Below are 22,948 nucleotides of genomic sequence, written 5' to 3' on the forward strand. Positions count from 1 at the left end.
CGAGCATCTTCGATCCGTTAGAAATTACAGTGAATATTTTTCAAATGGATCAAGTTTTTTCAACCGACTATTTTGGTCTGATTGACATTAGCCAAAATTCCAACTCTAATTTATATTTATTAGTTGCGGCTTAATCTGATACATGGTTTGGAGAAGTTGAGGTTTATTGTTTTCTATACAGCTGACGAGTGCTTGTACTAAAGAGAAGGTAACTCTCATGCGTCATGCTACCAATTGCGTTATCAAAAGTTAATCAGTTTAGTTAATCTGGCTGATGGACTTAGCAGTATGTTAGGGCTTTCAAAATTATATGCGTCTTACATAATGCATTCTATCGTTACCGCTAGCTGGCCAATGAAGGTTGAACGGATGCGCTTATTTAATCTTAGACTATGGGATTACAATATTAAAAATTGCACCGATGCAACTTTAAAGGCTGTTATTAATTATGCAGTCGTGCCCCCAGAATATGGGCAGTTTCGAACCAGCATCAAACTAGATAAATAGAGCGTTTTAATCTCAGGCAGTGGTATCCGTCCAGTCCGGCTTCGTTAAAATATTGAAAACTTCAAAAAACATACAAGCATATCTAAGATAAAGTCGTTCATGATAGCATCGAACTGACCGATAGACGGATCGCAGTGCTAAAATGTACAGCCAGAGATGACGAGGCCTACATAGAAATTCAAACCGCTCATCCGGTGCATCTGTGGCCACAGGACTAGTTCTATATAGGCAATTTGAAAGGTACCGAGCGAATTTATCAACAGGCGTTCTTTTATTCTTACTCATTGCAAACTATACATCACCAAAACACCGATTACAGCGGCTGATTTAATAAATGACGGAATACTGGCCTTTTATGAGTCTCAGGGCATGCGGATGCTGAGAATCTTGGCCGATAGGGGGTATTGAGTTCTTTCATAAAGTGGATCAGTTTGATTACTAGCTTTCTCTGGCTATAGTAATACGAAAATAAAATTAATGTCACAGCGAACGAATGGTGTTTAGAATGCTTCAATCAAACGAAACTAAATGAGTTTTATCAGGTGACGTTCCGTAAGAATCTTTACGGCCGTTTCAACACAATGCAATTAGATATTGATTAATGGTGGCTCACTAAAATAATGAAAAAGCATCTGAGGGAATGTGTTGTAGGCGGACGTCACGGAAATGTTACTTGATGGAAAGCACATCTGTGCTGGGAAAAATAAAGATAAATACAATCTGACAAATACTTATGTAAATAACCGATAAATGTCAGATTAGATATAAGCTAATGCAGCTTCAAATATATTCCATTGTTGTACTGCTTTAGAGGTTTATAAATCCCTATCTTTTTCATATATGGGAATTTGCTTACGATCCCAATTAACACCTGTTTTAACAATGGTTGCTGGTCTGCCTGCTATTGCTGTAAATTCAAGAGTGTGTTTTTTTGTTATGATTGAACTAGTGCCGATAATTGTGTTATTAGGAATCTCTGAACCTTTCAAGAAAGTTGTTTCAGCACCAATCCAAATATGATCTCCAAGAATAATTGGCTTTGATTTATTTAAAACATTTCCATTTTTTATATCGAAAATAGTATGCCCATCACATGCTCTGAATAAAATGTTTGAGCTAAACATGCAGTCTTTTCCAATGCTCACGCTAAGATTATTATCACCCACTACCGAAAAACGAGCGCTTTCTATTGAGCATCCCTCATCAATAAATACTTGCTTGAACTTGTATGCGCAGACCATTTCTATTCTAGTATTTCTAATTCCTCTTGGATGAGTTTTATTTATTCGAATGTGACCTGCGCTGCCTATAAGTATTATTGTATTATGAAAAATAGCTCCTTCCTCAATTTCAACTACCCCTCCCTGAGTACCTTTATATTCTACTGTCAAGCCATCAATTTTAGGGTTGAGTATCTCATCGCCATTAGTACATAAAAGTTTATAAATAAAACTACTCATGAATATTTTCCTATTAGAATGGAATGTAAGATGATATTTTATTGAACCGTTGATTTAATTGCGGAATTTTTGCATTCAGCTAATGCTTCAAGGTTAACTTGTAAATTTACTGGTACTTCAAAGGGTCTCGATTCAGTTACTGATATAAAGGGATCAATAAAAGGCTTTTCTCCAGTTGCCAGATGGGATATGTGCCACAGTGACCACGCTTCCCAATATTTCTGTCGTTCCGAAGATATTCCATTTTGTAAGTAACCAGTATCAGCAGATGTCATCAAGGAGTCGGCTCTGTGACTGCCAAATGTTAGGGGCTGATTGACTTTCTTTATCGCTTTTGCGCCGAATACCAGTTTCAGACGTGCCAGGAATTCACTATCAGCGCCTGTTTTTACACAGTCCCATACTCCTGCCTTGCACAGTACCATTTCACGGCGAAAAAGGGGCGATGAAGGATTTAGGCGTTTTAGAGGATAAACGGGACGAGCATAAAAAACACCGTCATCCTGCATACGCACCCAGTTCGACACTGTACAAACTATGGTTGGATCGACCAACATAGGAGCTAATTGTTGCGTTAATTTTTCAGGATGGGACCAATCATCCGAGTCATGACAAGTGACAAATTGGCCTTGTGCTTTCGTCAGCCCAAGTCGTTTGGCTGCATAGGTGCCAACATTTCGCGGTAACCTTATTAATTTGATTCGTTTGTCCATACGAACTAATTTCTCAAGTCGTACTGGCGTGTCATCAGTGCTAGCATCATCCACAATGATTATTTCTATAGACTTATAATTTTGTGCCAATAGTGAAAAGACAGCATGCTCTGCCCGATACCCAGTATTAAACGTAGTCATTAATATTGATATCAGAGGACCGGATTGCATATCTGGACTCTCATTAGTACTAAGATTAATTGGTGAAGGAGCAAGCATGGGGTCATTTAATCTCAAAGGAGATAAATTATATGCAGCCAGAAACATATTTAGCCGTTGTAATTGTATCTCTGGAGTACCCTTATATGCATTAGTTTGCAAAAGTAATAATTCAGGATCGGTCACAATAATACTCTCTGGCAAGCGCTCAATCATGCTACGAACTTGCTCAAAACGGCCATTTCGCATAAGCAAAGCTATATGCAATGCAGGAGGGGAATTGGGTAACTCCTCTATTATTTTTAATGCAACTTGCGGCATAAATGGCATCAGACCAATTGTCAATGCCATTTTTTGGTGCATACTAACATATTTGTATTGAAATGATGTTATAAGCTGCTGAGCAGCTTCATATTCGCCACATGCAGCAAAAGATACTGCCTTGGCCAAATGGGATTGCCAGCAGGAAGGAATAATAGGTAATTGAGCTACTGAGTTGTACATAGATAATCTGTACATAGCCAGCAGTTTGTTTTTTTTCTCTTGTCTAGATTTAGGGTTAATTATTGCTGCAGCGGCATGGGCGTAATGTTTTTGATGGTAATACCATAAAAACTTTAGTTGATTAAGCATAATTGAAGTCTTTCTTAAAGGTCATTACCAAAAAGATCACGGGTGTAGACCTTATTATTTATATCTGCGAGTTCGGCGACACGTCTATTAGCCACAATCAGATCAGCTTGCTGTTTAAATACGTTTAAATCTCGTATCACTTTTGACCCAAAGAAACTCTCTTCTTTGAGTACCGGTTCATACACTATAACTTCGATGCCTTTTGCTTTCAGACGCTTCATCACCCCTTGAACGCTACTAGCACGAAAATTATCACTACCTTTTTTCATTATAAGTCGATATATACCCACCACTTTAGGATTACGGTGCAATATGTCATCTGCTACAAAATCTTTGCGAGTAACATTTGACTCCACTATTGCACGGATCAAACTTTGAGGAATGTCCTTGAAATTTGCGAGTAGTTGCTTAGTATCTTTTGGCAGACAGTAGCCACCGTAACCAAAGGAAGGATTGTTATAGTGCTGCCCAATGCGAGGATCCAGACCAACACCTTCTATAATCTGGCTAGTATTGAGTCCATGTATAGACGAATAAGTATCTAGTTCATTGAAATAGGCAACCCGCATCGCGAGATAAGTATTGGCGAAAAGTTTGATAGCTTCTGCTTCGGTACTGTCGGTAAGAAGAACTGGTACATCCTTAGATATAGCGCCTTCACGTAATAGATCTGCAAAAATTTGCGCTCTTTCACTGCGCTCGCCTACTACAATACGTGAAGGATATAAGTTATCTTGTAGTGACTTACCTTCACGTAAGAATTCCGGTGAAAATAACAGATTTTTGCAGCCTAATTCATGTTTAATTTTTTCAGTAAATCCGACTGGCACAATGGACTTAATCACCATGACTGCATCAGGATTTATAATCATAACATCCCTTACAACTGCCTCAACAGAACGAGTATTAAAACAGTTAGTTACTGAATCATAATCTGTGGGAGTAGCAATTATGATAAAATCAGCATCTTTATATGCTTTAAATTTATCTAACGTTGCTCGCAACGTTAGTGGGGAATGGATAAGATATTCCTGAATATCCTTGTCATCGATTGGTGAGACTTTATTGTTAATCGACTGCACTTTTTGTTTATCAATATCTAATGCTATGACGACATTATGTTGAGCAAGAAGAATTGCATTAGACAAACCTACATAGCCAGTTCCGACTATTGTTATTTTAAATATTTTTGGTTTCATTAATTCCATCTTTTATTATGTCGTGGTTGTAAATATATTTTTATGATGAAAGAATTGTGGTGGGGTGGTGGTTTTTTTCTAAATTTTATTATTTTTACTAATGTATGCCAAAACTTCTTTAATACTATTAATATCTAATTTCTCTCCGTGTTGAATTAATGGATGATAATGTATACGTCTATGCCTCGACCTGAGATAATAATCAGGTTGTATTGAACCGCTTCTGAAAATTTCAATAAGTGAGCACTTGGGGGGAGTGAATGCTATATGTGAAAGTCCAGCTCCATGTGGGGAGATTACTATATTAGCATTGGAAAATATTTCTACCTGCTCTGCAAAACTGATATCTTCTGGATAAATAACTCTAAAACCTTGAGATTCTAATTTTTTTTCTATCTCTAATTCATTAGATGGTCCTCTAGAAGATTTCCTTCGAGATATATATATTTTTAAATCTATTGTTTGTGGATACGATACTTTCGAGAAAAATGAGTACATTGCTGCATCCCAAGTATAACTTCCAGCATATAAATGCAGCGCTTTCTTTATAACTGTATTTGAAAGGTTTTTAATGGAAATAAATCGACTACGTTCAATGCATAATCTTGAGGCAATAAAATCAAGAATATGAAAACGATCCTCTGTGTAAATTATAGGAATGTCATCGGGCAGCTGATTAATATATCTAAGACCTGCCATAGTTTCGCATAAATTATGATAAAAATTGTCACATATATAGTCTATAGGAAGGATGATTGCCTTTTCTATACTTTTTTCAATATTAGAGGAAAAGTAATTACAATTATTTAACCGAGCTAATCTTGCGGAATTTGATGAATCATAAAAGCCATTCTCATCAGATACTGCGTAGAAGTTATGATTAAAATTATGAAATCTCGCACCAATAATGATGCGGAATCTTGCTTGGCTATTTTGATACAACGTACGTTTGAAACCACGCTCGATAAGTATTTGTTTTATTTTTTTATCATAACTAATGAAATCTTCATCAAAATAATCATATTGCAACCCAGGGTTGTGGATGTAGTATAGTCCAGATTCTTTATCAAAAATATCGTGTAAACTTTCAATTCTTTTTTTATCTGAGCAATACTCTTGCAATATAATCTTTGTATTTAAATTATCATCAACATTTAAAATTGTTTTGAGGTTATCATAAATTGATAGATGGCAGGTAATACGCCGTTCGACTTTATGTCCAAATGGCGATTGTTTGACTTTTGAACAGGTCATTTCAAACTTCGCAAATTCATTATCTTTTAACATTTTAGATAATATCATTGTAAACTTATGGCCATCTATATTTCCATTTTCAAACCATATGTCGAGTTCTTTTATTGATTTATGGGCATCGTTAATGTCTTTTTTCGATATGTTCATATAAGCTATTTCTTAAAGTTTAGCATGAAATGATATATTCTGTGATTTATTAATTAAATGTTTTCTTTAAATTTATTAAATGCAGATTGAATTACTTGGTGCATGTCATAATAACGATACTCCGCCAAGCGCCCTCCAAAAATAGTATTAATTTCTGATTTTGCCATAGACATATACTTTTTGAAGATAAGTGTATTTTTTTCATCACCAATTGGATAATACGGTGTTTTATTTCTCGACCAAATATCAGGAATTTCTTTGGTAACGATAGTAACATTATCGTTGGCATTACTTTGGTCAAAATATTTATGTTCAATCATTCTTGTCCAGGGAATATCTAAACTGTTGTAATTCACAACTGCGTTTCCTTGGTGATTATTATATGGCATGGTTTCGGTTTCAAATCTCAGTGAGCGATACTCAAGTTCGCCATGCTCAAATTTATAGTACTCATCAATTTTCCCAGTGAAAACAATTTTTTTAGCAATGCTATTCCAGTATTCTTGATTCGCAAAATAATCAATTTTTGTTTTGACTTCAATTCCCTCTAAGATGTTTTCGAACATAGCCGTGTATCCTCCTATTGGGATTCCCTGATACTTATCGTAAAAATAATTGTTGTCCCATGACATTCTTATTGGTAGGCGTTTAATTATGCTTGCAGGAAGTTCTTTAGGGTCTTTTAGCCATTGTTTTTTTGTATAATCACGAATCAAACAGTTGTAAATATCCTCACCTACAAGTGTAAGAGCCTGTTCCTCAAGATTTAACGGTTCTCTGTTAAGTTTTAGACGCTGTGATTCGATTTTTTTCATTGCTTCTTCTGGAGTGATGACACCCCACATAGCATTGAAAGTATACATGCTAAAAGGCAGTGAGAACACTTTTCCATTATTGATAGCAATTGGACGATTAACAAAAGTATTAAATTTGGCAAATCTATTTACAAAGTTCCATATTAAATCATCATTGCAATGAAAAATATGTGGCCCATAAACATGCTCATGAATACCGTGCTTTTTTATAGTGTAACAATTACCTGCTATATGATCACGTTTATCGATAATAAGACACTTTTTCCCAGCATCTGTAGCTAACCGTGCGAAAGTACTGCCAAATAAACCAGCTCCAACAATTAAATAATCATACATTTATAGATTCTCTTCTTAAGAAAATTTTGGAAGGTTTTTTACAAATTCATTTTTAAAGTTAAAGAATGAATCCTTGTGTTCATTAGGTATTCTTTTTTCAGCCCATTGTATTAATTCGGTGGAGAACGTTTCCCACTGCGATTTTATTTTATGGAAGTCTGGTTGTTTCGTGATTTGTTCTTGTGTATAACGAAGTGCTTCGAATACCATGAGGCGTCTGCTATCAGAAATATTTGTAATCTGATCGCGTTGAGAGAATTTTCTATGGGTACATACTTCTTGATCAATATAGGATATCTTTTTCGCTGCAATGATGCTATGCCAATGATAGAGAACGTCATTATGTACTACAGTCGATCCGAAAAAGATATTTTTGTCATGAAGAAAATTCGTCTTGATAATCCTATTCCAAGGGTAATTTATTAGCGCGGCAACATTCTTTTTAATCGATGTGGCATTATCATCTTTTGAGAGTGAATCCCAAAGTTGAAGATCCCCATTAAACATACCACGTGATTTTTTTTCTTCAAAAAATTCAATTCTATACTTCATGAACAAAAGATCAGCATCATCTGTAATTGCTTTTTTAACGGAATTTTCGAGGCCATTCGCATTAATAACATCGTCAGCATCAAGGAAAAAAGTATATTTTCCAGTACACAGTGGTATTATTGAATTGCGCGCACGCCCAGCACCCTTATTAACTTGCATATAAAAATTGATATTTTTATGATTATTAGCATAATTTTGGCAAATTTCAGCAGTTCGATCACTTGAACCATCATCTATAATAAGAAGGTTATATTTTAAATTTGATATTTTCAGAACAGACTCGATACTTTCTGCTATAAGATCTTCACAATTATAAACAGGCATCACAATAGTTAAATCCAGCTTAGGATAGGATTTACTATAGTCCTCAAATTTTCTTTTGAAATTAGGACGAATGTTAACAGGAGGAGATATGCTTTGAGCTTTGCAATAAATATCAAATAAACGATGCTTGATTAAATTTTTAGTCATCTGGTCCAGCTGCTTGTCAATTATCCAACTGGTTCGATAACAGTAATCATAAAAAGCGTCTAACACTGATTGTTTTTTTATTTTGTTCTGCGATAGAAAGTTTACAGTCGTGTTAAGGTGCGATGAAATTGCTGCCAGCTTATATGATGATGAACCCATTGTTTGGCCTTCTCTGGCCATTCTGTGATAGCTGATTAACTTATCTATCACCACTACACGCTCAGCTTCTGATAAAACAAACCAGTGCAAGGGATTATCTTCATAAAAATAATCGCCTTCTGGAAATAAAATATTTTTTTCTTTCATGAAGCTAGTTAGATACAATTTTCTCCACGGAACTGGTGACATCGTGAACAGATCAGAACAAATTGATCCTTGAGTAACCTTGTTCAAAGGTATGTTTTCCCATCTTTTCTTATCATAGGAATCACTAACTGCTCTATTATCCTCATGAAAAGTTCTGAAATCACCTATTACTATTTCAGCATTAAATTTTTCCGCAGTATTAATAAGACTTTCAAAAGCATCGTTCACAATCCAGTCATCACTGTCAACAAAACCAATGTATTTTCCTTGGGAAGCTTTAATCCCAATGTTACTTGGTATTCCAGCTCCACCCAATGTATTGAAACTTAAATTAATGATTTTTACTCTATCGTCAATGTTCTTATACATCTCAATGATTTTTTTACCGTTATCTGTTGATGCATCATTGACTATTATTAGCTCGAAATCTCTTAATGATTGAGATAATACTGATTGTATGCTGGCGTCGAGATATGGGCCAACATTAAAAACCGGCATTATTATTGAAAGTAACGGCTTGTTACTATGCTTTTCAAATGGCTTGATAGGACTGATTTCAGTTATAAGACCGAGGTTTGCCATTCTTTCAATGTTAAATTTAGCTTGTGGGTAAAGAGGACTATCCAGAGCTATCTTCTTATACTCAGAAAAGGCTAAGTCATAGTTGCCTTCTTTTGAATATTTATTTCCTTTTATTAAACTCACTTTTCAGCCTTTATAAAATTACTTTGGTTAAAGCGCTAACGATAAAATTGTTCGCAATGAATAAATATAGTTCATCTTTCATCTTTCATTTAAACCCCTCGTCGCTGAAGGCGGTATTGCCGTACTGAACGGTTTAAAGCAAAAGGCAACATTATCCTTCCAAGTAATGAACTCTTGCAATGAATAAGGTTTTCTCCAAGTTTATATGAAAGATGACGTTTAATACGTTCGGCTTCATGTGCGTCATGGTAAGTTGATATTGGGGGAAGCATGTTTAGAGATTCTTTACTATTTTTTTGGTGCCATGCACGATGCTCAGCGGCAAGTGCTTTAGGTATTCTCAACCAGCCAATTAGAGAACCTGAGTGCTGAATCATTGTAGCGCCTAGTCGGTAACCGAGTTCTTGCTTAATTCGCTCTGCTGCCCCCAAAATTGCTGGATTATGCTGTTTTGATTCCTGGTTTTTAAGAAAATAATTTTCTAAATCATTTTGTGCCTCATGTAATTGTGTCAAGAGGACCTTGTTTTCGTACTGAATTTTTTCATTTCGTTCATTAAGAAGTTGCATTTCTTCTTCTACGATAGCTGTATTTGTTTTGTTGATATTTTCTAAATGGTTTTTGATACAACTTTCTTCTTTACCCTTGGGGCTTACACGTTCATAAATATTTTCATTGCAGGTTGTTTTTTTACCCGAAATTCGATTTTCAAATTCTTTTTTAATTATATCTAACTTCGAAAATAATATTTCCTTTTCTGAGGTGCTTCCCTTCACTAAGAGTAGTAAACTATCACGCATCTCTGTATAAGCTTCATATAGGTCAGCAATCAAATCATCTTTTAATATGCGATGCTGAGTAATACTATTCCAGGCCTTTTCAGGGCAAGGTTTGTTGAAATTTTTATTCAGCAGAGGAAGGTTTGCGTGTGACTGAATTTCGGAATAAAGTTTCGTACAAGCAGGATAATAGCTAAGTAATTGCTCCAGTATATATTGCTCAGTAATTTCTACCCCTAATGCTTTCTGTTCTTCTTCCACATCCGCACAAGAAGGTTCAAAAAGTTCCAATATTTTTTGTGTCGTAAAAGGTGGGTTTTCTTTTAATGACTCCTCTTCTTTTTTATTACATGATATTATGGTTTTAATTTTTTTATCTTCATTCCCTAGATACGATTCCTCCTGATTTCCTACAATACTTTCGACCTTTTTTAATTGTGATTTTTTATTTAATATTACTTGTTGTGAACTAATTAAGATGCAGCGTTTACGATTTTTGATGAAGAACTTTAATAGGGAGGTGTTATATGCTACCCAATTACAGATGTGATGATTGATATTTAAATCTGAACTGATTTTTTGATCTTCTGCTATTTTCATAAGCGCATGCTGAGGAGAATCATATACCAGCACGAATATTAAGGTATCGTCCAGTTGACGCCAGTAATCCAGTGAGTAAATTGACTCGGGTTCAGACCATCCCCAAAGATTCTCATCCATGTTCCCTAGCATTAGATCTAGCGCCATTCCCTGCCAGATAGGAGCAACTTGCAGAGGCTTTAGCTCTTCTTCTGTTGTTGCACTACCAAGATCAGGCACTCGATAAAGTTTATTAATATTCTTTGTAATATCTTGTGGAAGTAAACCTTCACGTCTAGAAGGGCTTGGAGAAGCCATTCCCTGTCGTTGCAAGGCGTCTTCCACCTCCAGATATCCTGAACTGGGGTGTCCCACGATGAGTATACAATTCACTGAAACTCCTAAATTAACGCATAGAGGCGCTATATTCTGTTTGAAAGAAACAAGTCATTTAGACTTTATGGTGATTTTTTAATACCGTTTTTTTGATTGCATTTTTACACTTATAAAAGTGTTTAATAACTATATTGTGGAGATGCAGGAAGTTAATTAGGATATATTAATTGATCATATATTCTTATCTCTTATCCCGAGCTTTTAAAAAATAGCTAAGTTTTTATCTTTAAATTATATTCGTCATTGACTTATCACTTATCAGTAATTTAATCCTGATGCTCACGCAAAGTAGCCAGTCCCATCACAATCAAGCCATACATCAAACTAAGCAGTACGCCGACGGTGGCTAAGTTATATAGACGTCGCGGATATTCAGCATCTTCAGCGAGCGAAGGCTGGCTAACCACCAATAGATGCTTAAGTTTGCGGTACGCTTCGACTCTGGACTGCTCAAGGGTAATAAGCCCTGTTTTATAGATGTCTGCCGCCAGTGTCGCCTGGGTTTGTACATCTAAATAACTGGCGGTGACTTCATTCATGGCGTTTTTATCAACGCCTGTTAAGCGGTTTTGTTCCTGCGTTAGCTGTTGAGTTAATGCATTGACGGTGGCCTGCGCAGAGATAACGGCAGGTGCCGTTTCGTTCATGTAGCTTTGTAACTGTTTCAGTTGTGCCTGCTGACGCGCCAATTCGCCTTCAATTTGGCTTACCACACCCAAGCGGGCGCTGCTGGTAGATTCCGGGCTAATCAGGTGGTGGTTATTCTGGAACTCCAGCACTTTGACTTTCTCGGCCTGAAGCCGTTGGTAAGCACGGCCGACTTCTTTTTCAACAAAGGCGAGCTGTTCCAGCGCCACCTGATGCCCCAGCTTATTAATAAAGCGATCGGATTCTAGCAACATCAATTTGATGACTCTCTGGCCATACGCTGGCTCAAAGGCCTGCAGTTCGATTGTCATTACGCCGGATATTTCATCCAGACGCAGCGCCAGATGATCGCGATAATATTTGAGGAATGCTTCCTGGCTGATGTTGCTACCGAGACGGGAAAAAAAGTCTACTTGGTGGTTCTGGTAATGGGCTTTCAAGCCCAATTCTTTATCCAGTTTTGCCAGCAGATCGGGAGATTTAAGATACTCCTGGATAAGCTGCACATCCTGATGATTACTGCCACCCAGACCCAGCAAAGATAGGGCATCGGGCAACATTTTAAGCTGGTCTGCTTGCTTTACAACGATCTCAGCCCGGCTGACATAGCGATCGGAGGCGATAAAACCAAAGTAGATTCCGGCTATGGCAAAACAGACCACCACCCAGAGAAAGCTGCCAAGCTTGAGGCTTTTTTTCCAAGAACGATGAGCAAGGCTATAGCCTTTAGAATCAACAATAAAACTTTTAGGCTTGGTTTTTAATTTTTTAAGTTTGCGCTTTAAACACGAAGCGGGTTTGGATCGAGTTGGCTGGTTCATGGTTTTATTGGCTTGTTATAAATTTTGATAAATACGGATGGCGTCTTCAATATCGTCAAACATCTCAAGAGTGTTATTACGCAGCACTATTCCCATGTCGCATTGCTGGCGTAAGTTCTTTATATCGTGTGTGACCATAATCAGGTTTGCGGTTTGGCGTTTTTCTGTGAAGACGTCAATGCACTTCTGTTTAAAGCGGGCATCGCCTACTGAGGTAATCTCGTCAGTCAGATAGATGTCAAAATCAAAGGCCATGCTCATGGCAAATGCGAATTTTGATTTCATACCGCTGGAATAGGCTTTAATCGGCAATTCAAAATGCTGGCCGATTTCTGAGAACTCTTTCACCCACTCTTCAATAGCCTGTGTGTCACGTACACCATGGATACGGCAGACAAAGCGGGTATTTTCTCGTCCGGTCATACTGCCCTGAAAACCACCGCCAAGAGCGAGTGGCCAGGAAACACGACAGTGACGCGTTAGCTTTCCTTTATTGGGCATATCCATCCCGCCCAGCAGGCGCAGCAGGGTGGATTTTCCTGCTCCGTTCGATCCCAAAATACCGATATTGCGATTGCGCGGTAATGTCAGGCTCACGTCACGCAATATATAGTTGCGGCCAAATTTGGTGGGATAATACTTCGTTACGTTATCAAGAATAATCATCTTATTAAGCTCTAGCTGGCGAGCAGTCGACGATGGCTCAGGCGATAGCAACTCATGGCAAATGTCAGTAGCACTAACGTTAAGCTGATTAGGTAGCTCCAGCTGACGTCTGGGCTGACATAGCCCGCTATCCAGCCGCAGCGTATCAGCTCAACGGCATGTATCAGCGGGTTCCAAATAAACCAGTGCTGAAACTGCGGTGGTACGGTTGCAAGGGGATACATAACGCAGGAGATAAACATCAGTGGCATCATCATTAGGCTGAGGAACTTATCTGCTTCTTTAAATAAATTACTTAGAACACAGAAATTTATACCGAGTGAAAATGAAAAAATCATCAGTAAGAAATAGATAAGAATGACCTGCAAAGGATCATGCGGAATAGCATCAAAACCAAACCATAATAATCCCAATACCAGTACGCAGCCCACAAACAGACCAATAATGGCTTCGAGAATAAAGCGAGCAACAAAAGTGGAGAACGGTGTGACCTGCCGGTAACAAAACAGGGCTTTATTCGCACTGACCGCCGATTGAAGTTTGCTCACCACATTTCGGAAAAACAAAAAGGGCAAATAACTGGCGGTTATAAATAAGGGGGCAGGTGCCCCGCCAAACCCACTTTGTCCGCGCATGCCAAAAACTAAGCTAAATACGCTAATCATCAGCAATGGATCCAATAAGGCCCACGCATACCCTAGTCGGTAGCTGCCAAAGCGGGTTTTCAATTCACGGATAAGCAGGCCAAAGGTGACATCGCGTAGCACCTGAAACGAGCTGCGCGGCGTTTGGTTAAGAACGGGTTTAAACATAGGAAATTATGACCTTATGGTAGCCTCACCTGCAGGCGAGGCTACCTTGGGGATTATCTCAGGATTACGTTCGAAGCCACGGCAACTTGATAGATGATTTGGGTAATGTCCTTGATTGACTGCAGGGTTTTGCTATCAACTTTCGGCATGACCAGAATCTGATCGCCCGGCATCACATCGCCTTTGCCCATAAACTCCATTAGCCCGTTGGCATGAATAACCGCAATACGTTGGTCATTGGCGCGCTCAGTAAAGCCACCTGCCCAGGCTACATAGTCATCGAGGCTGGCATGTGGGTTAAAGACCACGGCCTGCGGCACCATAACTTCGCCACCCACCTGAATCAGGTCAGTTTTATACGGGATAACAATCTGATCGCCTTGCTCCAGCTGGATATTGGCAATCACACCTTTATCGGCGACCACCACTTTACCTAATGGCTGAACTTTGCGTGCTTTCTCCACAAACTTCATCACCAGTTCAGCTTCTTTGGCGCGAATAGAGGCTTCTCCATCCGAGCTGGCAGGAGCCGTAAATACGCTGCGTTCCAGGCGGTTCAGCGACTCATCCAGCATCTCTTTTTGCCGCGCCGCCACGCTTTTACGCATGACATAAATGGAGCCGTAATCTGCCAGGTTAGGATCAATCGGAATGTGATTTAGAAGGTCATGCAGTCGGGTTTCTCTGCGCACGGTGAAGAAAGAAGGCCCCTGATAACTGCCCGAAACCTGCACATCGTAAACCTGGGCATGCATATCATCGTTAAACAGGACTTTGTCACCGTCGTTAAGCTGGATGTGAGCAAAATCTTTATAAGGAAGATATACCGAGAAAGGTCCGGAAGAGCGGGTACCAATAACACCCACGTGACTGACTTTTGCCAGAGGGAGCGCATAGTCGATGAGCTCCGAGCCCAGCGTGTCATTTTCCTTCAACTCAAAACGGAAGGGATTACGCACTTTCCCCGCGACATTGATCATCGGACCTTGCGGTTCCACGAGGATGACGTCCTGATCTTTCAGCGAAAGTTTAGGCATCTTACCTTGCTGCATAAACTCGTAGAGATCTATCTGGCGAATAACCCGGTTATGACGTATGAATTTAATCTGACGATAGCTGCCACGATCGGGATCAATGCCACCAGCGCGTTTCAGGTAATAAAGAACGCTGTCCGATGATTGTCCTGCATATTGCCCAGGACGGATCACTGGACCAGTGACAAATACGCTGACTGGGGTGGCTGTTAATAAATTGACGTAAACGCTAATATTATTGGTGAAAACATCGCTAATATGGCTACTGACCAAATTATTAACTTTGCTGGCCGCCACGTTCTGCACATTAATTGGGCCGACATCAGGAATGAAAATATTCCCCTGGTTATCAACCGTGACGACATTGGAGAAGTTCACTGCGCCCCAAATCCATATATTCAGTTTATCTCCTGGCGCGATGAGATAATTGTCATTCAATCCGTCGCTGCGCTCGGTTTCATAACCACCGGCAAACAAGTTTGCACCATAAGGTGGCGGCAGGCCTGATTCAGATTGTGGCAGAAGTTTTCTTACGTCTGTTTCACCCGGCAATAGCATGCCCTGACGGTTTTGCTGAGCAAACGTACCGGCTCCCGGTACAGCATTAGTCTGGCCACCCAGCGTAGCCTGGCCGCCAAGCTGTGTACGCCCACTGTCGGCTGCATTAGCGGGGGCATTCAAGCCAAACGTGGGTACCTGATCCGGTGTGTCGGCAGCGTGCGTTATTAAGGAGCTGCAAGCGGCGCACATTAGCAGCAGCAGGGCGGTTAATTGACGAAACTTGGTTTTTTTCACAACATTTATCATCGATTTATTACTCAGCGATCAGGTTTCTGACAGACGCCTGTTCCAGTTGTGGGATCAGATACCAGCGATCAGCGTTCTTACACGCGGTACGTTGGGACTGATTGCGATTACTGTTAACTAACAACTCAACGCAATCCTGCCCGAGGGCGGAAACATAACGCTGGCCTAGCGTAAAGGTGGCGCCATTGGCGCTCAGGGCAGCTCCCTGCGGCAGCGTATTCAGTGATTGCTGGAGATTTTCCGGCATCGCCTGGAGATGAGTGGCATCGGACTTATTGACCAGCGGACGTGATGCGTCGACCTGCTTGGGCGAATAGGCGCAGCCAGCAAGAGGCAGAGCGAGCAGCATCACCATAAAGCGAATAGTTTTGTTCATTTGCAAATAGTTTCCATGTACTTAAAACCTGACGTGTAAATATTGAAAAACCAATGCGGCATGGCATGAACAAAATATTCATGATGAGTAATGAAAAGAAGTAATTAACCGCATTTGAAAAAAGGCTTAGAAGAGAAAATGATAATCGACATCATGAGTAAACAAGAGTGGGTGCACATTAGCCTTATGCGCCTCGAATCATTTTTTAACTAAGCGCCCCCAATAGAGTGGGGTGGAAATTGGTACGCTACCGCCCCAGGCTTTACAGCTACCTGTGCACTGGAACATTTCAAGTTCATTAGATAAAGCTATTTTCTGAGATGGGCTCCATGCTCAAAAAACAGCCGTATTATACGTGTCTTAAAATTATTGAATTTGCGTAAGAGCTGACAGAGTTGTAAGCATTTCGGTAACTAGAGGAGCGCGTACGGAAAAGGGATTTTAAGTAGAGAGGAGTAACGTGCTGAAATGAAGCTTGATTATTTAATCAGCACCTTCAGGAATTATCATTCGCGCGCCCGAAAATGCACGCTTATCGGCTAATTGAAGCTGCTAAATGAAAATACGTCTATAGTCCGGTTTAAGATGTCGGATAATTAAGTTAATTGAAAATATCTTGTCCATTATCAATATTTCTTCGTGGCTATTTTGTTAATCGGCGTTGCAAGCGTCGATTGCAGGGCGAGGCAATCTTCGCGATAATCGCGCTTAACACATCCCTTCCTCGTCGGGCTAACGACGCGGAGGGGATTTTTTTCATCTATATCCGCCATACTTCATGCTGTAGGCGCGTTGGCTGCTCTCGTTCATCCCAATCACTTACCTAAGTAAGTTCATCGGGATTCGCTCGTTTGCCGCCGTCCTGCAACATGAATTATTGAGGGTATTAAACCTAGCCTTTATAAGGAAGAGGACGATTTATGTATAACACCCTGGGCAATCAGTACGATAACTCCCTGGTTTCCAACGCCTTTGGTTTCATGCGTTTCCCGGTTAACTTCCAGCCTTACGACAGCGACGCCGAGTGGGTGATCACCGGTGTACCTTTCGATGCGGCAACATCAGGCCGTCCGGGCAGCCGTTTAGGACCCGGCGCCATCCGTCAGATCTCCACTAACCTGGCATGGGAAGGCTGCCGCTGGCCGTGGGATTTCGATTTGCGTCAGCGTCTGAATGTCGTCGATTGCGGCGATCTGGTTTATGCCTTCGGCGATTCACAGGATCTGTCAGATAAACTGCAGGCGCACGCTGAAAAGCTGCTGGCGAACGGCAAGCGCATGCTGACCTTCGGTGGTGACCATTACGTGACGCTGCCGCTGCTGCGCGCGCACGCTAAGCACTTTGGCAAAATGGCGCTGGTGCACTTTGATGCGCATACCGATACCTATTCCAACGGTCCAACCTTCGATCATGGCACTATGTTCTTCACCGCGCCGAAAGAGGGCCTGATCGATCCACAGCACTCTGTGCAAATTGGTATCCGTACTGAGTTCGATAAGAGCCTCGGTTTTAACGTGCTGGATGCGGCGCAGGTCAACGATCGCAGCGTTGACGATATTCTGGCGGAAGTGAAGCGCACCGTTGGCGATCTGCCGGTGTATCTGACCTTTGATATCGATTGCCTCGATCCGGCACACGCGCCGGGCACCGGTACGCCAGTGATTGGCGGCCTGACCAGCGACAAAGCTACCAAGCTGATTCGTGGTTTGCAGGGCATGAATATTGTCGGTATGGATCTGGTGGAAGTGGCGCCGGGCTACGATCACGCGGATCTGACTTCGCTGGCGGCGGCGACGTTGGCACTCGATATGCTGCACGTACAGGCCGCGAATAAAGGTTAATCCTTGCGCTTGCGGCTACACTTACTGGCAGTCAATTAATCTGCGGAGGCAACGATGGGCTTACTTGATGATTTAGTTGGATCGCTGAGAAATAACAACGGAAGCGGGCAGGGCAATCAGCTCCAGCAGCTTATGGCTATCTGGAACTGGGTGCAGGAGCAGGGCGGCGTTGAAGTGTTGCTGCAAAAGTTCCAGCAGGGCGGCCTGGGGCAGGTGCTGAATACCTGGATTGGCAGCGGTAACAATCAACCGGTTAATAGCGGCGAGATTCAAAATGCGCTCGGCCAGGATCAGCTGCAGTCGCTGGCGGATAAGCTGGGTACCGATGTGAATGGTGCATCCGGCACGCTGGCGGCGCTGCTGCCGCAGGTAATTGATAAGCTGTCGCCGCAGGGACACGTCGACACGTCCAGTACGCAGGATTTGGGCGCGATGGTGGACGGCTTGTTTAAGCGCTGAGTTTTGCCAGGTTGGCATGAATGCCAACCCTACGTGTTAAGGAGCGCTTTGATGCGCTCCTTTTTTATGCGCATTACTTACCCGATGCAATCCGGTCACGAATATGTTGCGCGCGGGCTGCAGAATCAGGATGCGAATCAAACATTGTGCTCTGATGACCCTGTTCCAGCTTCGACAGTTTCTCAAAACTGGTTGCTAAGCCGAGTGGATTAATGCCGCGCTTTTTCAGCAGATCGTAAGAGTAATCATCAGCTTGAGACTCCTGGGTTTGCGAGAATTGTGCATTCACTAATTTCTCACCCATTTCACCCAGTTCCGACTGCGATAGCGAGCCAATCACGCCGCCAACCGATGCCGCCGCGCTGCGCGTTGCCGTGGTGGTGAGCGCTACCTGCATCGCTTTGCGCGTATGGCCAAGCGCCACGTGGCCCATTTCATGGCCGAGTACGCCCTCCACTTCGTTGTCGGTCATCATATCCATCAACCCGCTGTAGACGCGGATGCAACCGTTCGCCATCGCCCAGGCATTGACGTCTTTGGTGAGATACACCTTGTAGTTGGCCGGCACGCCGTTGATGTTGTCGCCCAGCGCGGCAGCGATTTTGTTCAGTCGCTGCTGATATTCACTGTTAGCGGGGGCCAGTTGGTTGTCTTTATCCATCTGCGCACAGGATTGATCGCTTAACTCCTTCACCTGTGAATCGTTCAACGTATAGGCCTGATAGGCCTGTGCGCCAGATTGCAGCAGCGCGTTGTTATCGAATCCCTGGCAACCGCTTAATAGCGAAGCCATGCCCAGAGCGAGAACGGTGGCTCTCATTTTCATATCAGCATCCTTTGAGTAACAAGGTAAAGAAAACAAACACCTGAAACAGACACAGGCGTTTAAACGCTTTGGTTATAGCTCGCAAGTTGTTCACTTGCTAGCAGACAAGGCTGGAAATGCAACCGAATCGCCGTGATTTAGCACCCTGATGCATGTACTTTTGCCCTGATTTTCATGTACATTGATGTGCGACTTTTTTCTCGCTTCGCCTTATAACTGATTAATTACAATAAGTTAAGCGTGGCGGAGCATTAATCCGACCTGGAGTAGAAGATGCCCTCTCGTAAAGAGCTTGCCAACGCCATTCGCGCGTTAAGTATGGATGCAGTACAGAAAGCCAATTCGGGACATCCGGGTGCCCCAATGGGCATGGCGGACATCGCCGAAGTGCTGTGGCGTGACTTCCTGAACCATAACCCTACTAACCCGCTGTGGGCAGATCGCGACCGCTTCGTGCTGTCTAACGGTCACGGCTCAATGCTGATTTACAGCCTGCTGCATCTCACTGGCTACAACCTGCCAATGAGCGAACTGCAGAACTTCCGTCAGCTGCATTCTAAAACTCCAGGTCATCCGGAATACGGCTACACCGCTGGCGTGGAAACCACCACCGGCCCGCTGGGTCAGGGCATTGCAAACGCGGTCGGTTTTGCCATTGCCGAGCGCACGCTGGCGGCGCAGTTCAACCGTCCCGGTCATGACATCGTAGACCATAACACCTACGTGTTTATGGGCGACGGCTGCATGATGGAAGGCATTTCTCACGAAGTGTGCTCCATCGCCGGTACCCTGAAGCTGGGCAAACTGGTTGCCTTCTATGATGACAACGGCATCTCTATCGACGGCCACGTGGATGGCTGGTTCACGGACGACACCGCGAAACGCTTCGAAGCCTACGGCTGGCACGTAGTGCGCGGCGTGGACGGTCACGACGCTGACGCGATTAAGAAAGCGGTGGAAGAAGCCAAAGCGGTTTCCGATAAACCTTCGCTGCTGATGTGCAAAACCGTGATTGGCTTCGGTTCGCCGAACAAAGCCGGCACGCACGACTCGCACGGCGCGCCGCTGGGTGCCGATGAAATCGCGCTGACCCGCAAACAGCTGGGCTGGAACCACGGTCCGTTCGAAATCCCTTCAGACATTTACGCGCAGTGGGATGCTAAAGAAGCCGGCCAGGCGAAAGAGTCTGCGTGGGATAAGAAGTTTGCTGCCTACGCTGCCGCGCATCCAGAGCTGGCTGCTGAGTTCAAGCGTCGCGTGAACAACGAATTGCCGGCTAACTGGGCCAGCGAGTCGCAGAAGTTCATTGAGCAGCTGCAGGCCAACCCGGCGAAAATCGCCAGCCGTAAAGCCTCGCAGAATGCCATTGAAGCATTTGGTAAAATCCTGCCGGAATACCTGGGCGGCTCCGCTGACCTGGCGCCAAGCAACCTCACCATGTGGTCGGGTTCTAAGCCGATCAATGAAGACGCGGCGGGCAACTATATTCACTACGGCGTGCGCGAATTCGGTATGACCGCTATCGCCAACGGTATTGCGCTACACGGCGGCTTCCTGCCGTACACCGCCACCTTCCTGATGTTCGTTGAGTACGCGCGTAACGCCGCACGTATGGCCGCGCTGATGAAAATCCGTCAGATCATGGTCTACACGCATGATTCGATTGGCCTGGGCGAAGATGGCCCAACGCACCAGCCGGTTGAGCAGATGGCCAGCCTGCGCGTGACGCCAAACATGAGCCTGTGGCGCCCGTGCGACCAGGTTGAATCTGCCGTGGCGTGGAAGTACGCCATCGAGCGCGTTGACGGTCCATCGGCGCTGATCTTCTCGCGTCAGAACCTGGCACAGCAGGATCGCAGCGCTGAGCAGCTGGCTAATGTGGTGCGCGGTGGTTACGTGCTGAAAGACAGCCAGGGAACGCCTGAGCTGATCCTGATCGCTACCGGTTCTGAAGTGGAGCTGGCGGTGGCGGCATATGAGCAGCTGACGGCCGAAGGCCGTAAGGTGCGCGTGGTCTCTATGCCGTCTACCGACGCCTTCGATAAGCAGGATGCGGCGTACCGTGAATCCGTGCTGCCGAAAGCCGTTGCCGCTCGCGTGGCAATCGAAGCGGGCATCGCCGATTACTGGTTCAAATACACCGGCCTGAACGGCGCAATCGTCGGTATGACCACTTTCGGTGAGTCAGCGCCGGCGGATCAGCTGTTCAAAGAGTTTGGCTTCACCGTTGAGAACGTAGTTAAGACGGCGAAATCGATTCTGTAATTTTGCGTAATAAATTGCGCCGCTACCGGTTATGCACCGCCTGTAGCGGCGCGATTCATCGCGCGCATCTGTTACATATCTCCTACCTCAAACCTGAAACGGTTCAATTATTCCTGCAGTAATAATTTCTTCATGCAAAATTTGTGACGTGGATCCAATATTCTGCCACTCAATTGATCGCAATCATTCCCGTTATTCCTCTCTTGCATTACTCTAGCTGAACCGTTTCAGTTGTGAGCGAGTTTCTACATTTTGCCTCTGCTGACAGACAATAATTCCCTGTACAAAACGGTGTGAAACGCTCAGGCTAATCGGCACGTTTTTTCGGGTGTTGTTGAAGGTAGAGATGACCGTTCGCGTAGCAATAAATGGTTTTGGTCGTATCGGGCGTAACGTGTTGCGCGCTCTGTATGAAACCGGCCGCCGGGCTGAAATCACCGTGGTCGCCATTAACGAACTGGCGGACGCCGCCGGCATGGCGCATCTGCTGAAGTACGATACCAGCCACGGACGTTTTGCCTTTGATGTGCGCCAGGAGCGCGACCAACTGTTTGTTGGCGAGGACACCATCCGCATCCTGCATCAGGCCGAAATAGAGGTGCTGCCGTGGCGAGAATTGAATGTGGATATCGTGCTGGATTGCACCGGCGTTTACGGTAGCCGCGCCGATGGCGAGGCACATTTGCTGGCGGGCGCGAAGAAAGTGTTGTTCTCGCATCCTGGCGGTAACGATCTTGATGCCACCGTGGTGTTCGGTGTAAACGAACAGGCTCTTAAACAAACTGACCGCATCGTCTCCAACGCATCCTGTACCACCAACTGTATTATTCCGGTGATCAAATTGTTGGATGACGCGTTTGGCATTGAGTCGGGCACCGTGACCACCATTCACTCAGCGATGCACGATCAGCAGGTGATTGACGCCTATCACAGCGATCTGCGCCGTACCCGCGCCGCCAGTCAATCGATCATTCCGGTGGATACGCGTCTTGCTGCTGGCATTACCCGTATTTTTCCGAAATTTAACGATCGCTTCGAGGCTATTGCGGTGCGCGTACCCACCATCAACGTGACAGCCATTGATTTAAGCGTGTCTGTGCGCGAGGCGGTGAAGGCGTGTGAGGTCAACGCGTTGCTGCAAAACGCGTCAGAAGGGGCGTTTCGTGGTATAGTTGACTATACGGAATTACCGTTAGTCTCAGTAGATTTTAACCATGATCCGCACAGTGCCATCGTTGATGGCACGCAAACGCGGGTTAGTGGTCATCACCTTATCAAAACGCTGGTTTGGTGTGACAACGAGTGGGGCTTTGCTAACCGCATGATCGACACGACGTTAGCAATGGCCGCAAGCGGTTTCAGGTAAGACGCGGACTGCGTCT

General features: G+C 43.4%; 17 protein-coding genes and 1 pseudogene. 5 read left to right on the top strand and 13 right to left on the bottom strand.

All coding sequences use genetic code 11. The features are described 5' to 3' along the window. The first annotated feature begins 217 nt into the window (after positions 1 to 217). Positions 218 to 1,257 (top strand): annotated as a pseudogene (locus ACIP6T_RS19080) (IS481 family transposase). A 65-nt stretch (positions 1,258 to 1,322) separates the two neighbouring features. On the opposite strand, the gene ACIP6T_RS19085 reads toward ACIP6T_RS19080, so the two are convergent. From ACIP6T_RS19085 to ACIP6T_RS19140, 12 genes are all read right to left on the bottom strand, one after another. Then, entirely contained in the window at positions 1,323 to 1,967 is a 645-nt protein-coding gene (locus ACIP6T_RS19085) for an acyltransferase (protein WP_400458391.1), read from the bottom strand. A 38-nt stretch (positions 1,968 to 2,005) separates the two neighbouring features. Next, positions 2,006 to 3,472 (bottom strand): glycosyltransferase family 2 protein, encoded by a 1,467-nt coding sequence (locus ACIP6T_RS19090; RefSeq protein ID WP_400458393.1) that lies wholly within the window; start codon positions 3,470 to 3,472, stop codon positions 2,006 to 2,008. A 14-nt stretch (positions 3,473 to 3,486) separates the two neighbouring features. Next, positions 3,487 to 4,671 (bottom strand): nucleotide sugar dehydrogenase, encoded by a 1,185-nt coding sequence (locus ACIP6T_RS19095; RefSeq protein WP_400458395.1) that lies wholly within the window; start codon positions 4,669 to 4,671, stop codon positions 3,487 to 3,489. A 78-nt stretch (positions 4,672 to 4,749) separates the two neighbouring features. Further along, on the bottom strand, positions 4,750 to 6,072 hold the full coding sequence (locus ACIP6T_RS19100; RefSeq protein ID WP_400458397.1) for a glycosyltransferase family 61 protein: 1,323 nt from the start codon (positions 6,070 to 6,072) through the stop codon (positions 4,750 to 4,752). 53 nt (positions 6,073 to 6,125) lie between these two features. Then, positions 6,126 to 7,223, bottom strand: coding sequence for a UDP-galactopyranose mutase (glf, locus tag ACIP6T_RS19105; RefSeq protein WP_400458399.1), 1,098 nt, complete (start codon positions 7,221 to 7,223; stop codon positions 6,126 to 6,128). 15 nt (positions 7,224 to 7,238) lie between these two features. After that, positions 7,239 to 9,257 (bottom strand): glycosyltransferase family 2 protein, encoded by a 2,019-nt coding sequence (locus tag ACIP6T_RS19110; protein WP_400458401.1) that lies wholly within the window; start codon positions 9,255 to 9,257, stop codon positions 7,239 to 7,241. Positions 9,258 to 9,346: 89 nt separating this feature from the next. Beyond that, a complete protein-coding gene (locus ACIP6T_RS19115; protein WP_400458403.1) occupies positions 9,347 to 10,960 on the bottom strand; it encodes a hypothetical protein in 1,614 nt (537 codons plus the stop codon). Between the two features lie 317 nt (positions 10,961 to 11,277). Beyond that, the gene (locus ACIP6T_RS19120) at positions 11,278 to 12,480 is read right to left on the bottom strand and encodes a Wzz/FepE/Etk N-terminal domain-containing protein (protein ID WP_400458405.1); all 1,203 of its coding nucleotides are present in this window, start codon (positions 12,478 to 12,480) and stop codon (positions 11,278 to 11,280) included. A gap of 15 nt (positions 12,481 to 12,495) precedes the next feature. After that, positions 12,496 to 13,146, bottom strand: coding sequence for an ABC transporter ATP-binding protein (locus tag ACIP6T_RS19125; protein WP_097096126.1), 651 nt, complete (start codon positions 13,144 to 13,146; stop codon positions 12,496 to 12,498). Positions 13,147 to 13,157: 11 nt separating this feature from the next. Further along, positions 13,158 to 13,958 carry an ABC transporter permease gene (locus tag ACIP6T_RS19130; protein WP_400458407.1) on the bottom strand — a complete coding sequence of 267 codons (801 nt, stop codon included), beginning with the start codon at positions 13,956 to 13,958 and terminating at the stop codon, positions 13,158 to 13,160. A 53-nt stretch (positions 13,959 to 14,011) separates the two neighbouring features. Then, positions 14,012 to 15,787 (bottom strand): polysaccharide biosynthesis/export family protein, encoded by a 1,776-nt coding sequence (locus ACIP6T_RS19135; protein ID WP_400458409.1) that lies wholly within the window; start codon positions 15,785 to 15,787, stop codon positions 14,012 to 14,014. 19 nt (positions 15,788 to 15,806) lie between these two features. Beyond that, on the bottom strand, positions 15,807 to 16,175 hold the full coding sequence (locus ACIP6T_RS19140) for a hypothetical protein (RefSeq protein ID WP_400458411.1): 369 nt from the start codon (positions 16,173 to 16,175) through the stop codon (positions 15,807 to 15,809). 920 nt (positions 16,176 to 17,095) lie between these two features. Here ACIP6T_RS19140 and speB point away from each other — a divergent pair. Further along, positions 17,096 to 18,016, top strand: coding sequence for an agmatinase (gene speB, locus ACIP6T_RS19145; RefSeq protein ID WP_097096129.1), 921 nt, complete (start codon positions 17,096 to 17,098; stop codon positions 18,014 to 18,016). A gap of 54 nt (positions 18,017 to 18,070) precedes the next feature. Then, positions 18,071 to 18,475 (top strand): YidB family protein, encoded by a 405-nt coding sequence (locus ACIP6T_RS19150; RefSeq protein ID WP_400458412.1) that lies wholly within the window; start codon positions 18,071 to 18,073, stop codon positions 18,473 to 18,475. A 73-nt stretch (positions 18,476 to 18,548) separates the two neighbouring features. Here the strand turns inward: ACIP6T_RS19150 and ACIP6T_RS19155 are convergent, their stop codons facing one another. Then, a complete protein-coding gene (locus tag ACIP6T_RS19155; RefSeq protein WP_345828383.1) occupies positions 18,549 to 19,301 on the bottom strand; it encodes a M48 family metallopeptidase in 753 nt (250 codons plus the stop codon). 273 nt (positions 19,302 to 19,574) lie between these two features. On the opposite strand from ACIP6T_RS19155, the gene tkt reads away from it, so the two are divergent. Further along, a complete protein-coding gene (tkt, locus tag ACIP6T_RS19160) occupies positions 19,575 to 21,566 on the top strand; it encodes a transketolase (protein WP_400458414.1) in 1,992 nt (663 codons plus the stop codon). A gap of 346 nt (positions 21,567 to 21,912) precedes the next feature. Next, positions 21,913 to 22,932 carry an erythrose-4-phosphate dehydrogenase gene (gene epd / locus ACIP6T_RS19165; protein ID WP_097096133.1) on the top strand — a complete coding sequence of 340 codons (1,020 nt, stop codon included), beginning with the start codon at positions 21,913 to 21,915 and terminating at the stop codon, positions 22,930 to 22,932. Positions 22,933 to 22,948 lie beyond the last annotated feature (16 nt).

The sequence above is a fragment of the Pantoea sp. NPDC088449 genome, from assembly GCF_044753225.1.
GTDB classification, from domain to species: Bacteria; Pseudomonadota; Gammaproteobacteria; order Enterobacterales; family Enterobacteriaceae; genus Pantoea; species Pantoea floridensis.

Coding starts and splice junctions, on each gene's coding strand:
- ACIP6T_RS19085 (WP_400458391.1), bottom strand. CDS start 1,967: ATGAGTAGTTTTATTTATAAACTTTTATGTACTAATGGCGATGAGATA.
- ACIP6T_RS19090 (WP_400458393.1), bottom strand. CDS start 3,472: ATGCTTAATCAACTAAAGTTTTTATGGTATTACCATCAAAAACATTAC.
- ACIP6T_RS19095 (WP_400458395.1), bottom strand. CDS start 4,671: ATGAAACCAAAAATATTTAAAATAACAATAGTCGGAACTGGCTATGTA.
- ACIP6T_RS19100 (WP_400458397.1), bottom strand. CDS start 6,072: ATGAACATATCGAAAAAAGACATTAACGATGCCCATAAATCAATAAAA.
- glf (WP_400458399.1), bottom strand. CDS start 7,223: ATGTATGATTATTTAATTGTTGGAGCTGGTTTATTTGGCAGTACTTTC.
- ACIP6T_RS19120 (WP_400458405.1), bottom strand. CDS start 12,480: ATGAACCAGCCAACTCGATCCAAACCCGCTTCGTGTTTAAAGCGCAAA.
- ACIP6T_RS19125 (WP_097096126.1), bottom strand. CDS start 13,146: ATGATTATTCTTGATAACGTAACGAAGTATTATCCCACCAAATTTGGC.
- ACIP6T_RS19130 (WP_400458407.1), bottom strand. CDS start 13,958: ATGTTTAAACCCGTTCTTAACCAAACGCCGCGCAGCTCGTTTCAGGTG.
- ACIP6T_RS19140 (WP_400458411.1), bottom strand. CDS start 16,175: ATGAACAAAACTATTCGCTTTATGGTGATGCTGCTCGCTCTGCCTCTT.
- speB (WP_097096129.1), top strand. CDS start 17,096: ATGTATAACACCCTGGGCAATCAGTACGATAACTCCCTGGTTTCCAAC.
- ACIP6T_RS19150 (WP_400458412.1), top strand. CDS start 18,071: ATGGGCTTACTTGATGATTTAGTTGGATCGCTGAGAAATAACAACGGA.
- ACIP6T_RS19155 (WP_345828383.1), bottom strand. CDS start 19,301: ATGAAAATGAGAGCCACCGTTCTCGCTCTGGGCATGGCTTCGCTATTA.
- tkt (WP_400458414.1), top strand. CDS start 19,575: ATGCCCTCTCGTAAAGAGCTTGCCAACGCCATTCGCGCGTTAAGTATG.
- epd (WP_097096133.1), top strand. CDS start 21,913: ATGACCGTTCGCGTAGCAATAAATGGTTTTGGTCGTATCGGGCGTAAC.